Source organism: Syntrophobacterales bacterium, from assembly GCA_019429105.1.
In the GTDB taxonomy this organism is placed as follows: Bacteria; Desulfobacterota; Syntrophia; order Syntrophales; family UBA5619; genus DYTH01.
In genome coordinates, this window is the sequence record JAHYJE010000001.1 from 1 (window position 1) to 19,246 (window position 19,246).

The following is a 19,246-nucleotide window of genomic DNA, read 5'->3' on the forward strand; positions in this document are numbered from 1 at the left end:
GTTGTAGCATGTCTTTAACCTCGTTGGTTTGGTATTTATGGCGTCTTGACAACACATATATATCTGAATCAACGGGGTTTTTCAATGTATTTCTCTTGCAATATCCACTTTAATCGCGGATTTTGGGTTATTAACTGTCTTTGCACTGGTTTAGGTGGATTTTTTATGATGAATGATTTATGTATGCCCCGGAAAAACAAGGAGAATGATTTGAGGATACTGGCGTTGGATTACGGGGAAAGAAGAGTCGGCGTTGCCATCTGCGATGAACTCGGAATCGCGGCTCATGGCCTGGCAACAATTGTCAGGAAGAATCGTGAAACCGACATGGCCGCAATATCCGCTTTCATAAAGCGCTTTGACGTTGACCGGATCGTCATTGGGTATCCCATACGCATTGACGGCAGCGAAGGGATACAATGCGAAAAGGTAAACAGATTTATCCACCGGCTCGAAACCTGCCTTAAACTGCCGGTGACCCGCTGGGACGAAACCCTTTCCACAAAAGATGCAGAAGCCATCATGAAAAACAACGGCAAAAAGAAAAGGGGAAAGATGGATATTGATCGAGTGGCCGCGAGCGTTATCCTGCAGAGTTACCTCAATTCCCCCTCCGGCAAACTGCTGAAGACCGACGAGGAAAGCAGATAAACCCCCGAATGTTTGATTGGATTAATATGGCTTTTTTATACAGATCAAAAAAGTTTTTTTTAATTGCATTGCTCCTGTTATTTCTGGGGATAGCTTTTTTCAGGTACGCCGTTCAATCTGTTAGCGACAATGACACGGCAACAACGGTCGATATTCCCAGCGGCACGGGCTTTTTCAAGATAACAGCGATACTAAGCGATGCAAAGCTGGTTCACAATCGCCCCTTCTTCTGGGCGCTCGCCATCGGCAAGGGAGCGGCAAGACGCATCAAGGCAGGCGAATACGAATTTTCCGGCAGGCTTTCTCCTTCGGAAATCATCGACAAACTTATCCGGGGAGAGAAAAAGTATTATGATGTTTTTCTTCCCGAAGATCTTAACGCCCGGGAGTTAGCGCAACGGCTCTTATCCTTCAGGCTTATCAATGAGGAGGAATTCATGAACCTCCTGTCCGACCGAAAATTTATCACCTCCCTTGGCATAAAGGCGGAAGGCCTCGAGGGCTACCTTTATCCGGACACCTACCGCCTGGACCGGTCGATGACTACAAGGGAAATAACCCGCATCCTTGTAAACAACTTTTGGAAGAAAATAACCCCGGAAATCCGAAAACGAACGGAGGAAATGGGGATGACAATCCATCAGTTGCTTACCCTTGCCTCCATCATCGGCAAAGAGTCGGGAGTCAGCTCCGAAAAACCGCTGATCTCCGCTGTATTCCACAACCGGATGAAGCTCGGCATGAAACTCCAGAGCGATCCAACGGCAATCTATGGGTTGCCGGAAGACGTAAAAGTAGTCCTGTCAAAACACCTGAAGCTGGACAATCCCTACAACACCTACAGGATCAAAGGCCTTCCCCCCGGCCCGATTGCCAACCCCGACATAGATTCCATAAGGGCGGCATTGTACCCGGCCAAGGTTAACTACCTCTACTTTGTTGCTAAAAATGATGGAACTCACCAATTCTCAACAGATCTCGCAAGCCACAACAGAGCTATTCTAATATACCGCAATAACAAATAAAAAATAACTAAAAAATCTCTTGACAAAAATAAAAAACCCCTCTATCTTCGCCCCAAAGTGGAGCATGTTGGTTTGTAGTGGAGGAAATTCCCAAATGTCTGTCTTTCGGGGCCAGTATTACCATACGATAGATGATAAGGGTCGGATAATTTTCCCCTCCCGACTTCGGGAAGTCTTTTCCGAAAAAAAAGACAATCGAATTGTTATAACTAACTGGGAAGGTTACCTGATGGTCTTTCCCTTCGACGAGTGGCGCATCATCGAGGAAAAGGTCTCCCAGCAGCCATTGATGCGCAAAGAGGTTCGTTCTTTTCAACGTTTTTTCATGTCCGGCGCGGTAGATTGCACGATAGACAGCCATGGCCGGGTTCTTATCCCCCCCCATCTGAGAGAATACGCAAAGCTGGAAAAGGAGATCGTGCTGGCCGGCATGATCAAGATTATCGAAATATGGAGCAAGGAGCGATTCGAGATCGAAATGAAGAAATCGTCTGAAGGCATTGACTCCTTCAGCGGCTACATGGCTGATCTGGGAATATAAAAGCCACAAACCAGCCGGGCAGGATGATGATGGAAGCAGCGGACAAAGACGTTTTCCATAGGCCGGTAATGGTCGCAGAGGTGCTCGAGGCGCTTCAATGTCGTCCCGGCGGCGTCTATCTGGACGGCACGGCAGGAGGAGGCGGGCATTCTTCGGAAATCCTGAAAAACTCCGCTCCCGATGGGTTGGTTGTTGCCACGGACATCGATGGCGACGCCATTGAGGCGACAAAAAAGCGACTGGCCTCTTTCGGCAGTCGGGCTATCGTCGTGAATGACAATTTTTCTGCCATGCGCACCGTATTGACTGGACGGGGCATAAGCAAGGTGGATGGCATCCTCCTCGATCTCGGCGTTTCTTCCCATCAGTTGGACAGCGCCGTCAGGGGTTTCAGTTTTACCCTGGAAGCTCCCTTGGACATGCGGATGGATAAAAGCAGGGGACCCAGCGCCTATGATCTTATCCATTCCCTTTCCCGGGAAGAACTGGAGAAAATCATCAGGGAGTATGGCGAGGAAAAAACGGCGCGGCGAATTGCCACAGCGATAACAAGAAGAAGAGCTATTTCAAAGATTCGCACAACAACAGAACTGGCAGCCATTGTAGCCGGGGCATTTCCTAAAATAAGGACGGCATCCAGAATACACCCGGCAACCCGGACTTTTCAGGCCATAAGGATCGCCGTAAACAATGAACTGCGCAACCTTAAACTGGCCATGGAAGACGGCGTAGGACTTCTCCGGAGCGGCGGACGCTTCTGCGTCATATCGTTCCATTCGCTGGAGGACAGGATCGTGAAAAATAGTTTCAGCGAACAGGCGAAAGGGTGCATCTGCCCCCCGGATTTACCCCTTTGCGCCTGCGGCCGAAAGCCTACGCTGAAAATCATAACAAAAAAACCCCTTGTTCCCAATGAAACCGAGATTAACGAAAACCCAAGGGCAAGAAGCGCAAAACTAAGAGCGGCTCAGAGAATCTGATTATGCAGGCAACAGAGGTTTTAAGACATAACATCCCCCACGAGAACGACTCCTCCGCGGCGAGGATTGGCTATTCCACCTGGGTATTTGTCGCCTCCGTGATTATGGCGGTCGCACTAATTTATGTATGGAGTCATATCCATATGACGGAGCTGGAATATCGGATTGCCGGGGAGATCACCAGCCGGGAACGGCTTGTTGAGGATCAAAAAAGGTTAAAACTCGAACTCGCGACGCTTAAATCCCCACAGAGGATAGAATCCATCGCCCGGGAAAAATTGCAGATGATATATCCGGTAAAAGAACAGGTGATATTGCTGAAATGACATCTGAATCGAGAAAATGGATGAAATTCAGAATCGCCACCCTGCTGGGCTTGGCGCTGCTCATGTTTACAGCGCTGTTCTGGCGCGCCTTCGACCTGCAGATAATCTCGGCAAAAAAACTGAACAATCTTGCTCGCAAGCAGCATACCCAGACCCTGATGTTGCAACCGGAAAGGGGAATTATCTTGGACCGCAGCGGCGAGAAACTGGCAGCGACAATAATGACTGACTCTGTCTGCGCCGATCCTTCCAAAGTTAAGAATCCTCTTGAAACCGCCGGCAGGCTCGCCGCGATTCTCAACGTTGACAAAAAAGTCCTTGTAAAAAGGCTTTCCACGGAAAAAAATTTCTGCTGGATTGGCAGAAAAATTGCGCCCGAGCAGGCTAACCTCGTGCGCAGTCTAAAGATGGCGGGAATATTTACCGTCAAGGAACCCATGCGCTATTACCCTGCAGGCGAGCTTGCCGGGCACCTTGTGGGATTCGTCGGAATGGACGCCAAGGGCTTGGACGGACTGGAATTTCAATATGAAAACTACCTGCGGGGAGCTCCTCAAAAGCTGCTCTGGAACAGAGACGCCAAAGGAAAAAGGCTCTATCCCCAGATGGCAGCAAACGAAACCATTGATAACTACAGAAACAGCGATGCCCATAACTACAGTCTCGTTTTGACAATAGACAAACGTATCCAGCATCTTGTCGAATCCCATCTGAAAAAGGCCGTCCTCGAAAAAGGCGCGAAGGGCGGCTATGCGATAGTCATGGATCCCCGCACGGGTGAAATCGTTGCCCTGGCCAATGAAATGGCCTTTGACCCTAATAATTTCAAGACTATTGCCCCGGAGTCAAGACAAAACAGGGCCATCGCCGATGCCTGGGACCCTGGTTCAACATTCAAACCTTTTATGGTTGCCGCCGCTCTCAATGAGGGGGTTGCCCAGCCAACAGATATGTTTTACTGTGAAGATGGCCACTATGCAGTCGCTAACCGCACCATCCACGAGGCAAACCGGAAGCGTCACGGCATGCTTTCACTGCACGACATTATAAAATATTCAAGCAATATCGGCTCCGCAAAGGTTGCCGAAAAGCTCGGCAAAGAGAAGTTTTACGAGTATATAAAAAAATTCGGATTCGGCGCTAAAACTGGCATCGATCTCCCCGGCGAGGCAAAAGGGCTGCTCCGGCCTGTCGAACGGTGGACCAAAGTGGACACGGCAACCATCGCGTTCGGACAGGGAATATCGGTGACAGGCATTCAGCTCATAACCGCGCTCTCCAGCATCGCCAACGACGGCATCCTCATGAAACCTTTTATGGTCAGGGCCATGCTGGGCAAGAACGGAGAAATTGTTCAGAACTTTCACCCCACCCAGGTACGCCGGGTGATCTCCTCGGAAACGGCAAAAAAAATGACTTCAATCTTAACCGACGTGGTCGGCATGGAAGACGGCACCGGGAAAAACGCACGGATCGCCAACATTTCGGTGGCGGGAAAAACCGGCACGGCCCAGAAATTCGACTTTAAAGCGGGCGCTTACTCCTCGCAAAAAGTGCGAACGTCCTTTATGGGGTTTTTCCCCGCCGAAGCTCCCCAGATCGCGATGCTGATCGTCCTGGACGAACCGCAGAAGGATCGCTGGGGAGGGGTCGCCGCTGCGCCCGTTTTTAAAAATATTGGCGAACAACTCCTCACTGCCTTTAAAACAAACATTCGTCGCAACCCCGAACCGGAAGAAATCAATCCGCTCGATAATAACCTCGGCCTCAAATTCGTTTCCGCACCAGCAACGCTTGCCAATGCGGCGGACACCGAGACCGAAGAAGGGATAATGCCCAATTTCAGCGGTATGACTATCCGAGAGGCGCTAAGAAAGGCAAGAGAAAGGGGGCTTGACATCCGTGTCGTTGGCAGCGGCTGGGCGGCAGGGCAGACGCCGGCAGCGGGGATGCCCTTGCCGGAGAATAGCATCTGTACGGTTACCTTTAGGGCAGGTTCGTGAGCCATTGCGATGCAACTTTCACAAATTTTAAAAGAAGTCGAAATTCTCGACGGGGCAGAAGAACCAAGCGGAAATTTCGCAAGAGATGATGTCCTCTCAATCTGCTACGATTCAAGCAAGTGTAAGCAAGGGAGCCTCTTCGTCGCCATCGCCGGCCTGCAGACTGATGGCCATCGGTTTATTGAAAACGCGATAAAAAATGGCGCCTGTTTTATTGTTCATGAGCGGCCCTTCGCTTCCCCCGCCGGCATAACCGCAATCCGCGTCAGGGACAGCCGCCGCGCCCTCGGGCAAATCGGACGTAATTTCTTTGGCGATCCCTCTGCAGCCCTCTGCCTCATTGCCGTTGTCGGCACCAACGGAAAAACCACCACGACCTACCTGCTGGAGTCAATCCTGCAAAACGCGGGATGCTCCGTCGGGGTTCTCGGCACGATAAACTACCGTTACGGGAAAAACATTTTTCCTGCCCCGAACACCACCCCGGAATCCTTCGAAATGCAGAGGATCCTCCGGGAAATGGCGGACAATGGAGTTACCCACTGCATAGCCGAGGTCTCCTCCCATGCCATCGCCCTTCACCGCGTTGACGACTGCGCATTTGACATGGGAATTTTCACCAACCTTACCCAGGACCACCTTGACTACCACAAAACCATGGAAAACTACTTTCACGCCAAACAACGGTTTTTTTCGGAGGTACTGCCCGCCGGAGCAAAGAAGGGAACCGGCGCCATGGTCATAAACGGCGACGATCCCTGGGGACAGAGAATCATCCGGGAAGCGGCAGGCAAATATACAACGTACGGCCTAAACAATGCTTGCCATATATCAGCAAAAAAAGCCCATTTTTCCCTTGAGGGGATCACCGCAAAAATCACCTCCAAGAATGAAGAATTTGCAATAGCCGCGCCGCTTATGGGGAAATTCAATCTCTACAATATCCTGGCGGCGGTTGCTGCCTCTCTGGAATTGGGGATTCCGGCGGAGGCTATCCAAAAAGGGCTTGCCCTGCTCCCCCAGGTGCCGGGACGGCTGGAAAAAGTTAATATTCCCGGTCAACCCTCAGTTTTTGTTGATTACGCACATACCGACGATGCACTGAGACGGGTGCTCGAAAACCTGACCGTCTTTCGGCGGGGAAGGCTGATTACCGTTTTCGGATGCGGCGGCGACCGGGATCGGGGCAAAAGACCCCTTATGGGAGAGGCCGCCGCCCTCTACAGCGATTTGACAATTGTGACCTCTGATAACCCGCGCAGCGAGGATCCGGCAGAGATAATAAAGGATATTGAAAGGGGAATTAATCTGCCGAAAATGGGATCTGACGTAACTGAACCCGCCTCTGTTCGCGCCTCTTTCGAAAACAACATGGGAAAGAAATACATCGTCATCCCCGACCGAAGCGAAGCCATCCTTGCGGCAATTGCGCTTGCCGAAAAAGAGGACATCGTCCTGATTGCGGGGAAGGGCCATGAGGATTATCAAATCATCGGCGACCGGCGGTTTCCGTTTGACGACCGTGATATTGCCCGCAAGGCATTGGCAAGCCGCCGCGACGAGGAGAAGACCGTATGAACGTTGCCTTGCCTGCCTTCTCCGCTATGGAACTGCTTGAATCAACCGGGGGTACGCTGCTCCGGGGAGGAATTCGGTGGGAATGCCACGGCATTTCCACCGATACCCGCACACTGGAGGCGGGGAATCTTTTCGTGGCCCTGCAGGGGGAGAATTTCGACGGCAGCGACTACCTGACCAAGGCTGTACAAAAAGGGGCAGCGGGACTGCTCATCCAGATTGATCGGCAAAGCAAGCTCGCTGCCGTGCCGGAGAATGTGCCGGCGCTTGCGGTCGAGAGCGCATTGCAGGCTTATGGGGCAATAGCCAGCCGCTGGCGGAAAAATTTTACTATCCCTCTCGTCGCGGTCACGGGTAGTTCCGGCAAGACCACAACCAAAGAGATGCTCGCGGCGATCGTGTCCCGAACAATGAAGACTCTGAAAACTGAAGGCAATCTTAACAATCAGATCGGCCTTCCGCTCACCCTGCTCAAACTTCGGAAAGAACATCAGCTTGCCGTTGTGGAAATGGGCACAAACAGTCCGGGAGAAATCGCAAAGCTTGCCGCGATAGCAACGCCGGACATCGGTCTGATTACCAACATAGGACCGGCGCATCTCGAAGGATTCGGTTCCCTGCAGGCAATCGCTGAGGAGAAAGGTTCGCTCTGGGTGATGATGGCCGGAAAAGGCACGGCAATCATCAATAACGATGATCCGGCGGTTGCCTCCCTCGCCCTTCGCTGGGGGGGAAAGCGCCTTTCCTTCGGCCTTGACGATGGCGCCGATATCACTGCCCGCAATATTGGAAACGCTGGAGAAGAAGGGGCCCATTTCGATCTTTGCCTCGACGGGATCGCCGTTCCTGTTTTTCTTGCCGCCACTGGCAGGCATAACGTCAAAAACGCCCTGGCCGCCGCGGCAACGGCATGGGCGCTCGGTCTTGGCCGTGCAGAAATAGCGGCAGGGCTTGGCGACTTCCGCCCGGTCTCCGGCAGGACCGAAATCTGCAAACTTGCAAACGGGGCGCATCTGATCATTGACACATATAACGCCAATCCCGGCTCTGTAGCGGAGGCATTAAGAAATTTGCAGGAGCTGCAGCAAACGGGAAAGGCGGTAGCGATCCTGGGCGACATGCTGGAACTTGGCAAAGCATCGGAAAAGTGGCATAGGGAGATCGGGACGATCGTGGCAGCGGGAACGATCAATTCCCTCTTTCTCAAGGGAGAACTGACGAAAGCGCTTGCGGAAGCGGCGATAAAGGATGGTTTTCCCGCAGATAATATCACATTTTTCGAAAAGCCGGAGGAGGTTGTTTCCCGCCTCCGGCCCATCCTGAAAAAAGGCGACTGGGTGCTTGTCAAGGGCTCAAGAAGGATGAAAATGGAGACAGTTGCAGAAGGAATCATCAAGGCGGCGGGCGGAATCGCTCAACCGGCAAAATAAAGAACAGTGCAGGTTTGACAACAACAAAAGGAATAGCAAATGCTTTTTCATCTTTTATATCCGCTGCATACGGCATACTCATATTTTAACGTCTTTCGCTATATCACCTTCCGGACGATCTACGCGGCGATCACGGCGCTGCTGATCTGTTTTGTTTTCGGCCCATGGATGATCCGCAAACTGCAGGAGCTTCAAATCGGGCAGACCATCCGCGAAGACGGCCCCGAATCCCATCTTGTCAAGCAGGGAACCCCGACGATGGGCGGCATCCTGATCATCTTCGCCGTGATCATCTCGACGCTGCTTTGGGCCAACCTCTCGGTCGTTTCCATCTGGATCGCGGTGATGGTAACTGTCGGGTTTGGTTTGATCGGGTTTATCGACGATTACCGAAAAATATCCCAAAAAAACAGCCGGGGTCTGCCGGGCAGCGTCCGCCTGACGGCGGAAATCGCCATAGCGCTTTTTGTCAGCATCGTCATGTATTTCAAAACCGGGTTCAGCCCCAATGTCACTATCCCCTTTTTCAAGACGGCGCTTCCGAATTTAGGCTGGGGATACATCATCCTTTCCACCTTCATCATCGTCGGCGCGGCCAACGCGGTCAACCTGACCGACGGCCTGGACGGCCTCGCGATCAGCCCGGTCATAACCTGTTTCATGACCTACCTGCTGTTTGCCTACTTTACCGGCAATATCAAAATTTCTTCCTATCTCCAGATACCCTATGTTGCGGGCGCCGGTGAACTGTCGATCTTCTGCGGGGCGGTTGTCGGCGCCGGATTGGGATTTCTCTGGTACAACACCTATCCGGCACAGGTATTTATGGGCGACGTCGGCTCCCTTGCCTTGGGAGGCGCCCTCGGGGTTACGGCCATTATGACAAAACAGGAAATCCTGCTGGCAATCGTCGGGGGAGTTTTCGTGCTGGAAACATTCTCGGTAATTTTTCAGGTAGGCTGGTTCAAGCTCTCCGGGGGTAAAAGGATCTTCAGAATGGCGCCCATCCATCACCATTTTGAACTGAAGGGCTGGGCGGAACCCAAGGTGATAGTTCGTTTCTGGATCATCTCCATCCTGCTGGCCTTAGTTGCCATCAGCACCCTGAAACTAAGGTAAGAAAAAATGCATGTAAAAAAAGCCGCCATTATCGGCATCGGAAAAACGGGATTGGCAACAGCCGCCTTCCTTGCGAAACAAGGAATCGACATCGCAGTTACCGACGAAAAACCGCCTGCACAGTGGGGCGACGCCCTGACCTTTTTGAAAAATCTCCCTGTCGAACTGACCATCGCCCCTTATGGACCGGAGATTCTCGCCGATGTCGATCTCGTTGTTCCCTCTCCGGGAGTTTATCCTGGAAATCCGATACTTGCGGAGGCCGTGCGCTCTGGCATTGACGTTTTGAGCGAGCTGGAGCTCGCCTCTCGCTTTCTCAAAACCCCGATGATCGCCATTACCGGCACCAATGGAAAAACAACTACCACCTCGTTGCTCGGGGCAATCCTCCGCCAAGCGGGGAAAAAGGTCTTCGTCGGGGGGAACATCGGCGAGCCGCTGATCGGCTATGTCGCCGGGCCCCAGGACGCAGACTGGGCCGTGATCGAGGTGAGCAGCTTCCAGCTGCAGTGGGTAAGAGAGTTTCATCCGGCAATTGCGCTCCTGCTGAACGTTACCCCCGATCATCTCGACTACCACGGAAATCTCACCGGTTATCGGGAAATAAAAGAAAGAATCTTTGCCCGACAGACCTCCGAGGATTTGGCGATCCTGAATGGAACCGAAGCCGCTTTGGTTGCTCTTGGCAAGCGCCTGACGGCACAAACCGAGTTTTTTTGTTACGACGATTCCTTTAAAAATAATGCTTCTGAACCTGGAACCGTCGCCTCGCAAGCGGTCATTAGCGGGATGTTCCGAGACAAAAATATTCTCGTCCACATCCTGCCGGACGGGAAGCGGGAAGAATACCCCGTCGGCATGATCAAAATACCCGGAAAGCACAACCTCGAAAACGTTATGGCGGCGATAATGGCGGCCAGGGGTTGCGGCTGCCCTTCCTCTGACATCATAACGGCAGTAAAGGAATTCCGTGGCCTGCCCCACCGCATTGAGTACATCCTTGAAAAGAACGGCATCCGGTTTTACGACGATTCCAAAGGAACAAATGTTGACGCGGTTTTACGGGCGATAGAGAGTTTTTCCGAGCCGCTTATCCTGCTTTTGGGAGGACGGGACAAAGAGGGGGATTTTGAGACGCTGATCCCTTCCCTAAGAAAAAATGTAAAGGAAACCGTTCTTTTCGGAGAGGCTAGCGAGAAGATTAATCGCCTGATCGGTAAAAAAGTTAAAACAACTATGCAAAAAACATTAAATGCAGCTCTGCTGGCGGCATTTGAACACGCGGCGCCCGGCGATGTCGTCCTGCTTTCCCCCGGATGCGCCAGTTTTGATGAATTCAAAAACTATAAAGACCGCGGAAATCGCTTTCAGGAATGGGTAAAACAACTCTGATATGAAAAAGCAAAATGCGACAGAGAAAAAACCTGACTTGCTTCTCCTTTTGGCGACACTGCTGCTGGCGACAATCGGCACGGTCATGATCTACAGCGCCAGTTCCATCCTTGCCATGGAACGCTTTCACGACGGCCAGTTCTTTCTGAAGAAACAGCTCCTTTTCCTGGCTCTCGGTTTGGCAGGCATGGCTTTTTCAACGCGAGTTCACTATTATAAACTCCAGAAACTGGCTTGGCCAGGCATCATTTTCTCGGCGTTCCTGCTTGTCCTGCTCAAGGTTCCCCATATGGGAATCAAAGCGGGCGGCGCAGTCCGCTGGCTCAACCTTGGCATCTTCTCCTTTCAGGTTTCCGAGATGGTCAAGATCGTCTTGATAATCTTTTTGGCCAGTTATCTTGCCCAAGCCGCAGGACACGTCCGGGAGTTCAAAAAGGGGATACTTCTTCCGCTTGGCGTAACCGTGGTTATGATCGGACTGATTTTTTCCCAGCCAGATTTCGGCACAGCGGCGATTCTATCCGGGATCGCTTTCATTATGATTTACCTGGCGGGGGGGCGGATCATTCATCTGGCCGGCCTCGTTTCCCTTTTTATCCCCGTGGCTCTTTGGATGCTTTTTCACCAAAAATATCGCATCGCCCGGTGGACCGCCTTTCTCGACCCCTGGAAAGACCCTCAGGGCTCCGGCTTTCAAATTATCCAATCCATGATCTCCTTCGGCTCGGGCGGCGTCTTTGGCGTCGGGATCGGCGACAGCATGCAAAAGCTTTTTTATCTTCCCGAACCCCATACCGACTTCATTCTTTCGGTAATCGCCGAAGAGGGCGGGTTTTTGGGGGTAGCCGCAATCCTTTTGCTCTATATAATTATAATATTGAGGGGTTTCAAAATAGCATTAAAGGCGCCGGACGTGTTCGGCAATCTTTTAGCGGCGGGCTTGACCATGCTAATCGCCCTGGAGGCCTTTATCAACATTGCGGGGGTCATGGGGATCGTGCCTCTGAAAGGGCTCGCCCTCCCCTTTCTCAGCTACGGAGGCACTTCCCTGATCATGTCCCTCATACTGGTGGGGATACTCCTGAATATTTCGTCGTATGAGGATTGAGCAACCGGGGGCGGGTAAATTTTGAACATTAGAGCCAATTGCAAAACTATTTGTCATTCCCGAAAGCGGAGCTTAATGTACACAATGCTTCTATCGGGAATACGGTTTTTCAAGCAGTTAGAACCAGATTATGAACATTAAACTTCGTTTTCCCGCTTAAAATCATTGCGGGAATGACAGAATGTGAGAGTTTTGCAATTGCCTCATTATTTTTTACAACGCAATTACCGGGGTTGAATTTGCGATGACCAGACAGGCAATAGCCATGACAATTGCAGGCGGCGGAACCGGCGGGCACCTTTTCCCGGGAATTGCCATCGCCGAGGAGCTGCTGAAGCGCAATCCTGCCAATCGCGTCCTTTTCATCGGCACAAACCGGGGGCTTGAAAAAAAAATCCTGGGCGAACTCGGGTTCGCGCTGGAGACGATAAACGTCGAAGGGCTCAAGGGACGAGGCCCCCTGAGGGTTTTTGCATCCCTGTTGAAAATACCGGGCAGTCTGCTGGACTCATTGCGGATAATCCGCAGCTTCAAGCCTGACATCGTGGTCGGCGTGGGCGGGTACGCCTCCGGTCCCGCGGTCCTGGCCGCCCGGATTATGGGAATAAAAACGGTCATTGCCGAACAAAACGCCGTTCCCGGTCTGACCAACCGAATTCTCGGGCATTTCGTCGAGCGCATCTTTGTGACCTTTGCCAAATCGCAAACGTTGTTTCCCGCAGGCAAGACGGTTGTCACCGGGAATCCCATAAGAACAGCGTTTCTCGCCGGGGGAAAAGCCGCAAGGAAAGAGGGACAGCCATTTACGGTCCTGATCTTCGGCGGCTCTCAGGGTGCCGGCGCAATTAACAAGATGGTCATGGATTCCTTAGACAGCCTGGCTCATCTACGCGAAAAGATTTGTTTTATTCATCAGACCGGGGAACGTGATCGGCAGGCTGTTGAACAGGCTTACCAAAAAAAAGGATTTACGGCGGAGGTCCACCCCTTCATCATCGAAATGGCGGCAGCCTACAAGCGGGCCGATTTGCTTGTGTGCCGCGCCGGCGCTACCTCGATCGCGGAGATAACAGCCGTGGGAAAGGCGGCTATTTTGATCCCGCTCCCCTCGGCCGCGGGCGATCATCAGACAAAAAACGCTGCTCTTCTTGCAGATGCGGGAGCGGCGGAAATGCTCTCGGAGAAGGATCTTGATGGGAACAGACTCGCATCAGCAATAGAAAGGTTGTATATGGATCCGGACGCACTCAGGAAAATGGAAGTTGCCTCGGCAGAACTGGGCAATAAGAACGCGGCAGCGGCGATTATAAACATTATTTTTGACGAAATTTTAAACAGACGTTGATCGCCAATCAGTTGCGAAGGAATTGTAAAATGAAAGCAAAGCTTAATGTCAATAGATACATCAGCACAACAAGCAGTATGGAACGCAATATCCGGAGGATTCATTTCGTCGGCATCGGCGGGATAGGGATGAGCGGCATCGCCGAGGTGCTCCTGAACCTTGGCTACGAAGTAAGCGGTTCGGATTTGACCCCTTCCGACACAACCAGCCGTCTTGATAACCTCGGGGCCGCAATTCACATCGGCCACGCAGCTTCCAATATAGGCAATACCGATGTGGTAGTTACTTCCACTGCCGTTCGGCCTGAGAATCCGGAGGTCATCGAGGCCCACCAAAGAAATATACCGGTTATCCCGCGCGCCGAAATGCTCGCCGAACTGCTCAAAATGAAATTTTCGATAGCCATTTCCGGCAGCCACGGCAAGACCACCACAACCTCCATGGTTGCAACCGTCCTGGCCCGGGGCGGGCTGGATCCGACTATGGTGATAGGGGGCAAGCTTGCCAGTATCGGCGGCAACGCCCGCCTGGGCGACGGAGCGACAATCGTGGCGGAGGCTGACGAAAGTGACGGCTCTTTCCTGAAATTGAGCCCCTGCCTGGCGGTTATTACCAATATAGACCGGGAACACCTCGATCACTACCAAGACATCGAAGAAATCAGAGCGGCTTTTCTGCAGTTCGCAAATATTGTGCCCTTCTACGGCGCCACGATCCTCTGCGCCGACGACCAGAACGTTCAGCAGATTCTTCCTCTGATCAAAAGACGGATGCTCACCTATGGTCTGTCGCCTGCAAACGATTATCGCGCTGCGGAAATATCTTTTTCCGGAGGCGCCACCGTTTATTCGCTCTACGAAAGGGATGTCCTGCTGGGAACAATAAAGCTTCATGTTCTCGGCACTTTCAACGTATATAACTCCCTTGCGGCCGTTGCCGTCGCCCGGGAAATGGATATTTCCTTTCCGGTCATCAAGAAAGCGCTGGGGGAATTTGCCGGCGTTCACCGCCGCCTCGAGGTCAGGGGGAAGGAGCGGGGCATTACCGTCGTCGACGATTACGGCCATCATCCGACAGAGATCAGGGCAACGCTCTCGGCAGCCCGGCAACTGTGGAAGGAGCGGCTGATCGTGGTCTTTCAGCCCCACCGCTACACCAGAACAAAGGCGCTTTTCAAAGAGTTTTTAACCGCTTTTGCGGAAGCCGACATGCTGATTGTCACCGACATCTACGCGGCAAGCGAAGAACCTATCTGCGGGGTAACGGCGGAGGTATTGTGTGAAGGAATAAGACAATCCGGGCTAAAAGATGTCATCCATATTTCCGACTTTGACCGTATTGTGGATCATCTGGTAGAGGTGGCCCGTCCTTCTGATGTCATACTGACTCAAGGGGCAGGCAATATCTGGAAGATCGGGGATGCTTTTATGAAACGCCTCGCGGAGAAGCAGAAAAATGAGCTGGTCTGAAGCGGTTCGCAACGAATTGCGTCTTAAATTTACCGGCCTGGCTCTTTTTGACGAACCGGCGGCGGCCCATGCCTGGATCCGCGCCGGCGGGAAAATAGACGCCCTCGTTTTCCCGGAAAATATCAGCGAACTCGCGACCTTACTCGAGTTTGTGCACAGCCGGAATCTACCGTTCCTGCCTGTCGGCAACTGGACCAATCTCCTCGTCCGGGATGGGGGTTTCCGGGGGGCTTTTATCTCCTTGTCGCGGCTGCGCAAGCTGAGTTTGAGATATCAGGGGGAAGCCGCCCTTATCCTTGCCGAAGCAGGCTGCCCGCTGGCAGACCTGGTAAAAATGGCGGCGGCAGAATCGCTCTCCGGGATGGAGTTTTCAGCAGGCATACCCGGCAGTGTCGGCGGGGCGATCCGGATGAACGCCGGCGCCTATGGCGGAGAGATAAAGGATATTGTCGAAGAGCTCAGGATTATGGATTTAGCAGGGGAAATCAGTACCGTGACAAGTGAAGAGTTAAAATCGCCATTTAGCGTTTATAAATTTTCTTACAGAAATTTTGCCTTGCCTGCAGATTCGCTTATTCTGGCGGGGATGTTTCTCCTCCGCCGTGGCAAGACTGAAGAGATTTCGACGAAAATAGCGGAGATCCTCAAGGCAAGAAGAGAAAAACACCCGCTGGAATTGCCGAACGCCGGCTCTATTTTTAAAAACCCCGCCGATTGCCCTGCGGGCAGGATGATCGAAGCATCCGGCCTTAAAGGAAGCAGAATCGGCGACGCCCAGATTTCTGAAAAGCATGGCAATTTCATAGTTAACCGGGGGCAGGCAACAGCGAGCGAAATTATTGACCTGATCACAATGGTCAGGGAAATCGTTTTTCAAAAAACCGGCCGCCTCTTGGAAACAGAGGTAAAGATAGTGGGAGAATCATGAAACCGGATGTTAATGTCCATAAACCGAAGTTTAATGTGCATAAGGAGTCATTGCGTTTGCACATGGAGGTTAAAAAAAACCGCCTAAAAAGACATGCTGGCGATATTGCAAAAGAAATAGGAACGAGTGCCCTGATGCTTGCATTAGTAATATTGGTTACAGCCGCGCTATTGTTTGGTTGCGATCTCGTTCTCCGCGCTTCTTTTTTTTCAGTTCAGGAAACATTGGTAAAAGGCTGCAGCGAGTTAACGGAAAAAGACGTCCTTTCTTTGGCCAAGGTAAGCTCCGGGGCAAACCTGCTGACAATCAACAAAGAGGCAATTATCCGCCGGATCAGCGGGAATTCATGGGTAAAGGATGTCTTTGTGGGGCGAGAATTCCCCAATCGCCTGGTAATCTGGGTGCAAGAAAGAAATGCCGTCGCCTTGATTGAGAAGGAAAGCATGCTTTATCTGATTGACAGCAAAGGAGAAATATTCAAGAAACTCGAATCCGACGAAAAAGCTGACCTTCCTGTTCTCACTGGATTTTTTTCAGAAAATATTTTAAACAGGGAACTGGTTAGCAAGTCGCTTGCCCTCCTGAACCATTTAAAGGAGGCAAAAGAAATACCCGACATCGGCATGGTTTCCGAGGTTCATGGAAATGAAACCTTCGGTTTTTCTCTGTTTACAAACAAGGGTCTTTGTCTGCAGCTTGGGTTTGAAGGCTATGAAGCAAAACTGAAGCGGCTATCCTTGGTAATGGATGACATGAAGAGAAAGAATCTTCAACTCGGTCTCATGCTGATAGATTTGAGCAATCCCGAGAAAATAAATGTGCAATCGCGAACGGCGCTTCACCCGGCAGGGGCGGGAATGCCGATGGCTAAAGGGGAAAAGCTAAGGATTTAGAACTATTAAAGAGTCACCAAGACTGGAGCATTAATATCCATGGGTAAAAAGGAAAACGTTATCGTCGGGCTTGATATCGGAACAACAAAAACATGCGTGGTTGTTGCCGAGTTGCGCGAAACGGGAATAGAAATCATGGGCGTCGGCTCACATCCCTCGGAAGGTCTTCGCAAGGGCGTCGTCGTCAATATCGAAAGCACTGTGGAATCTATAAAAGGGGCGGTGGAAGAGGCCGAGCGCTCCGCCGGCTGCGAAATCAGTTCGGTTTACGTGGGGATCGCCGGGGCGCATATTCATGGTCAGAACAGCCTGGGCATTGTCCCTGTCAAGGGCCGGGAGGTGCGCAACGAAGATGTGGAACGGGCCATCGAAGCGGCGAGGGCCATTGCAATTCCTCTTGACCGGCAGATCCTCCACACCATTCCCCAATACTATCTCGTTGATGAACAGGATGGAATTATCGATCCGGTGGGAATGGCCGGTGTCCGTCTCGAGGCAAAGGCGCACATAGTAACCGGCGCCGTAACCTCTATTCAAAATGTCATAAAATCGATAAACAGGGTTGGACTGGAGGTAAAAGAACTGGTATTGGAACAGCTTGCCGCGAGCGAGGCGGTGCTCAGCAATGATGAAAAGGCGCTCGGCGTAGCCCTGATCGACATCGGCGGCGGCACGACCGATATCGCCGTTTTCTCGGAGGGAAGCATCAAACACACCGCCGTGCTGCCCGTCGGCGGCCAGTACGTTACCAGTGATATATCCACAGGACTCAGAACCCCGATCGCCGCAGCCGAGAAGATAAAAATAGAATACGGATGCGCCTATATGCCGCTGATCGCCAAAGACGAGATGATCGAGGTGCCCAGCGTGGGAGGCAGGGAACCCAGGGATGTTTCCCGGCAAATCCTCGGCCGGATAATAGAGCCGCGCATGGATGAGATTCTGGTAATGGCGCAAAAAGAGATCAGCCGCTCCGGATGCGAAGACATCCTCGCCGCCGGCATTGTCCTTACAGGTGGAGGATCCATTCTCGAAGGCATCACCGAACTGGCCGAACAGATCTTCAATATGCCGGTCCGCAGGGGGCTGCCGCTGGGAATTGGCGGGCTGACCGACATCGTCAACTCTCCGCAATACGCAACCGGAGTGGGGTTGGTCCTGTACGCCAGCCGCAATATAGCCAGGCAGAACCTTATACGGATGGAAGGAAATTATATGAACCGCCTTTACCGGCGGTTGCGACAGTGGCTTCTTGATTTCTTTTAGCGGGGGGAGGAAATTATGTTTCAATTAGCGGAGAAAGATTTTATGAAAACTGCCAAAATCAGGGTTATCGGGATAGGCGGAGCCGGGGGAAACGCAGTCAATACCATGATTGCGGATAACCTGCAGGGGGTTGACTTTATAACTGCCAATACCGACGCCCAGGCGCTTACCGCGTCATACTCCCCCATCAAGATACAGCTTGGCGCGGAACTCACCAGGGGGCTGGGCGCCGGCTCCGATCCGGAAATCGGCCGACAGGCAGCCGTTGAATCAACCGAACAGCTTAGGAAAAACCTGGAAGGGTCCGATATGATCTTTATCGCCACGGGCCTGGGCGGCGGCACCGGCACCGGCGGAGCGCCAATAGTCGCTGAGATCGCCAAAGAGCTGGGCGCCCTGACCGTGGCGGTGGTGACAAAACCGTTCCAGTTTGAAGGGAAAAAACGGAACGATCAGGCGGCAACCGGGATCTCCGACCTTCGCAAGACAGTGGATTCCCTGATCATCGTCCCCAATCAGCGACTACTGAGCGTGGGAGGGACTGATCTTTCTTTTATAGACGCCTTCCGCAAGGCGGATGACATCCTCTACCACGCCGTAAAAGGGATCTCCGATCTGATCATGGTTCCCGGACTGATCAATCTCGACTTCGCCGATGTAAAGAAAATAATGTCGCAGATGGGCATTGCCCTCATGGGAACCGGAGCAGCGGAAGGGGCCAACCGGGCGGTTGAGGCAGCCCAAAGGGCGATCTCTTCCCCCCTGCTCGAAGACAACACGATCCAGGGAGCGCGCGGCATCCTTTTGAACATAACCGGGGGCCCGGGAATGACCCTCGTTGAGATCAACGAGGCATCTTCGATGATTCAGCAGGAGGCGCATGAGGACGCAAACATCATCTTCGGCACAGTCATCGAAGAAAATATGGGCGATACAATACGGATAACGGTAATCGCCACCGGTTTTGAAACGGGCGAGTCCAGGGCCAAAGGGAATGTTACCCAGTTTCCCGGCTTGCGACGCGGCAGCAATATCTCGATTCCTACATTCATCAGGGATGAAAAATCGGCAGACATGTTGTTCGACAAAGAAGAAAAAACCGAATCCGACGACGTGGATGATCTGGAAATCCCCACCTTCCTCAGACGCCAGGCTGATTAGAGACGCAAGACGTCCTTCGTGAGGGATTAGT

Annotated in this window: 17 protein-coding genes; all 17 read left to right on the forward strand. The window is 52.2% G+C overall.

Features of this window, described 5'->3' with window-relative positions:
- Positions 1-165: 165 nt before the first annotated feature.
- The 17 genes from ruvX (at position 166) to ftsZ (ending at position 19,215) form a co-directional block, all read left to right on the forward strand.
- Positions 166-651: a Holliday junction resolvase RuvX gene (ruvX, locus tag K0B01_00005; GenBank protein MBW6484524.1), complete on the forward strand. Its 486-nt coding sequence runs from the start codon at positions 166-168 to the stop codon at positions 649-651.
- 68 nt (positions 652-719) lie between these two features.
- Positions 720-1,676 (forward strand): endolytic transglycosylase MltG, encoded by a 957-nt coding sequence (gene mltG / locus K0B01_00010; GenBank protein ID MBW6484525.1) that lies wholly within the window; start codon positions 720-722, stop codon positions 1,674-1,676.
- A 94-nt stretch (positions 1,677-1,770) separates the two neighbouring features.
- Positions 1,771-2,217 carry a division/cell wall cluster transcriptional repressor MraZ gene (gene mraZ, locus K0B01_00015; protein ID MBW6484526.1) on the forward strand — a complete coding sequence of 149 codons (447 nt, stop codon included), beginning with the start codon at positions 1,771-1,773 and terminating at the stop codon, positions 2,215-2,217.
- Between the two features lie 29 nt (positions 2,218-2,246).
- Positions 2,247-3,197, forward strand: a complete 951-nt coding sequence (rsmH, locus tag K0B01_00020) for a 16S rRNA (cytosine(1402)-N(4))-methyltransferase RsmH (protein MBW6484527.1) — start codon at positions 2,247-2,249, stop codon at positions 3,195-3,197.
- Between the two features lie 2 nt (positions 3,198-3,199).
- The gene (ftsL, locus tag K0B01_00025; protein MBW6484528.1) at positions 3,200-3,523 is read left to right on the forward strand and encodes a cell division protein FtsL; all 324 of its coding nucleotides are present in this window, start codon (positions 3,200-3,202) and stop codon (positions 3,521-3,523) included.
- Positions 3,520-5,526 carry a PASTA domain-containing protein gene (locus K0B01_00030; GenBank protein MBW6484529.1) on the forward strand — a complete coding sequence of 669 codons (2,007 nt, stop codon included), beginning with the start codon at positions 3,520-3,522 and terminating at the stop codon, positions 5,524-5,526. The genes ftsL and K0B01_00030 overlap by 4 nt, the downstream gene beginning before the upstream one ends.
- Positions 5,527-5,535: 9 nt before the next feature.
- A complete protein-coding gene (locus K0B01_00035; GenBank protein ID MBW6484530.1) occupies positions 5,536-7,104 on the forward strand; it encodes a UDP-N-acetylmuramoyl-L-alanyl-D-glutamate--2,6-diaminopimelate ligase in 1,569 nt (522 codons plus the stop codon).
- Positions 7,101-8,534 carry a UDP-N-acetylmuramoyl-tripeptide--D-alanyl-D-alanine ligase gene (locus tag K0B01_00040; GenBank protein MBW6484531.1) on the forward strand — a complete coding sequence of 478 codons (1,434 nt, stop codon included), beginning with the start codon at positions 7,101-7,103 and terminating at the stop codon, positions 8,532-8,534. The genes K0B01_00035 and K0B01_00040 overlap by 4 nt, the downstream gene beginning before the upstream one ends.
- 39 nt (positions 8,535-8,573) lie before the next feature.
- On the forward strand, positions 8,574-9,653 hold the full coding sequence (gene mraY, locus K0B01_00045) for a phospho-N-acetylmuramoyl-pentapeptide-transferase (protein MBW6484532.1): 1,080 nt from the start codon (positions 8,574-8,576) through the stop codon (positions 9,651-9,653).
- Between the two features lie 6 nt (positions 9,654-9,659).
- A complete protein-coding gene (murD, locus tag K0B01_00050) occupies positions 9,660-11,045 on the forward strand; it encodes a UDP-N-acetylmuramoyl-L-alanine--D-glutamate ligase (GenBank protein ID MBW6484533.1) in 1,386 nt (461 codons plus the stop codon).
- A 1-nt stretch (position 11,046) separates the two neighbouring features.
- Complete coding sequence (gene ftsW / locus K0B01_00055; GenBank protein ID MBW6484534.1) at positions 11,047-12,153, forward strand: putative lipid II flippase FtsW; 1,107 nt, start codon at positions 11,047-11,049, stop codon at positions 12,151-12,153.
- A gap of 265 nt (positions 12,154-12,418) precedes the next feature.
- Positions 12,419-13,498, forward strand: a complete 1,080-nt coding sequence (gene murG / locus K0B01_00060) for an undecaprenyldiphospho-muramoylpentapeptide beta-N-acetylglucosaminyltransferase (GenBank protein ID MBW6484535.1) — start codon at positions 12,419-12,421, stop codon at positions 13,496-13,498.
- Positions 13,499-13,575: 77 nt separating this feature from the next.
- Positions 13,576-14,967, forward strand: a complete 1,392-nt coding sequence (murC, locus tag K0B01_00065; GenBank protein ID MBW6484536.1) for a UDP-N-acetylmuramate--L-alanine ligase — start codon at positions 13,576-13,578, stop codon at positions 14,965-14,967.
- Positions 14,954-15,895 (forward strand): UDP-N-acetylmuramate dehydrogenase, encoded by a 942-nt coding sequence (gene murB / locus K0B01_00070; GenBank protein ID MBW6484537.1) that lies wholly within the window; start codon positions 14,954-14,956, stop codon positions 15,893-15,895. The genes murC and murB overlap by 14 nt, the downstream gene beginning before the upstream one ends.
- Before the next feature lie 134 nt (positions 15,896-16,029).
- The gene (locus K0B01_00075; GenBank protein MBW6484538.1) at positions 16,030-16,788 is read left to right on the forward strand and encodes an FtsQ-type POTRA domain-containing protein; all 759 of its coding nucleotides are present in this window, start codon (positions 16,030-16,032) and stop codon (positions 16,786-16,788) included.
- 39 nt (positions 16,789-16,827) lie between these two features.
- Entirely contained in the window at positions 16,828-18,054 is a 1,227-nt protein-coding gene (ftsA, locus tag K0B01_00080; protein ID MBW6484539.1) for a cell division protein FtsA, read from the forward strand.
- A gap of 15 nt (positions 18,055-18,069) precedes the next feature.
- On the forward strand, positions 18,070-19,215 hold the full coding sequence (gene ftsZ, locus K0B01_00085) for a cell division protein FtsZ (GenBank protein MBW6484540.1): 1,146 nt from the start codon (positions 18,070-18,072) through the stop codon (positions 19,213-19,215).
- Positions 19,216-19,246 lie beyond the last annotated feature (31 nt).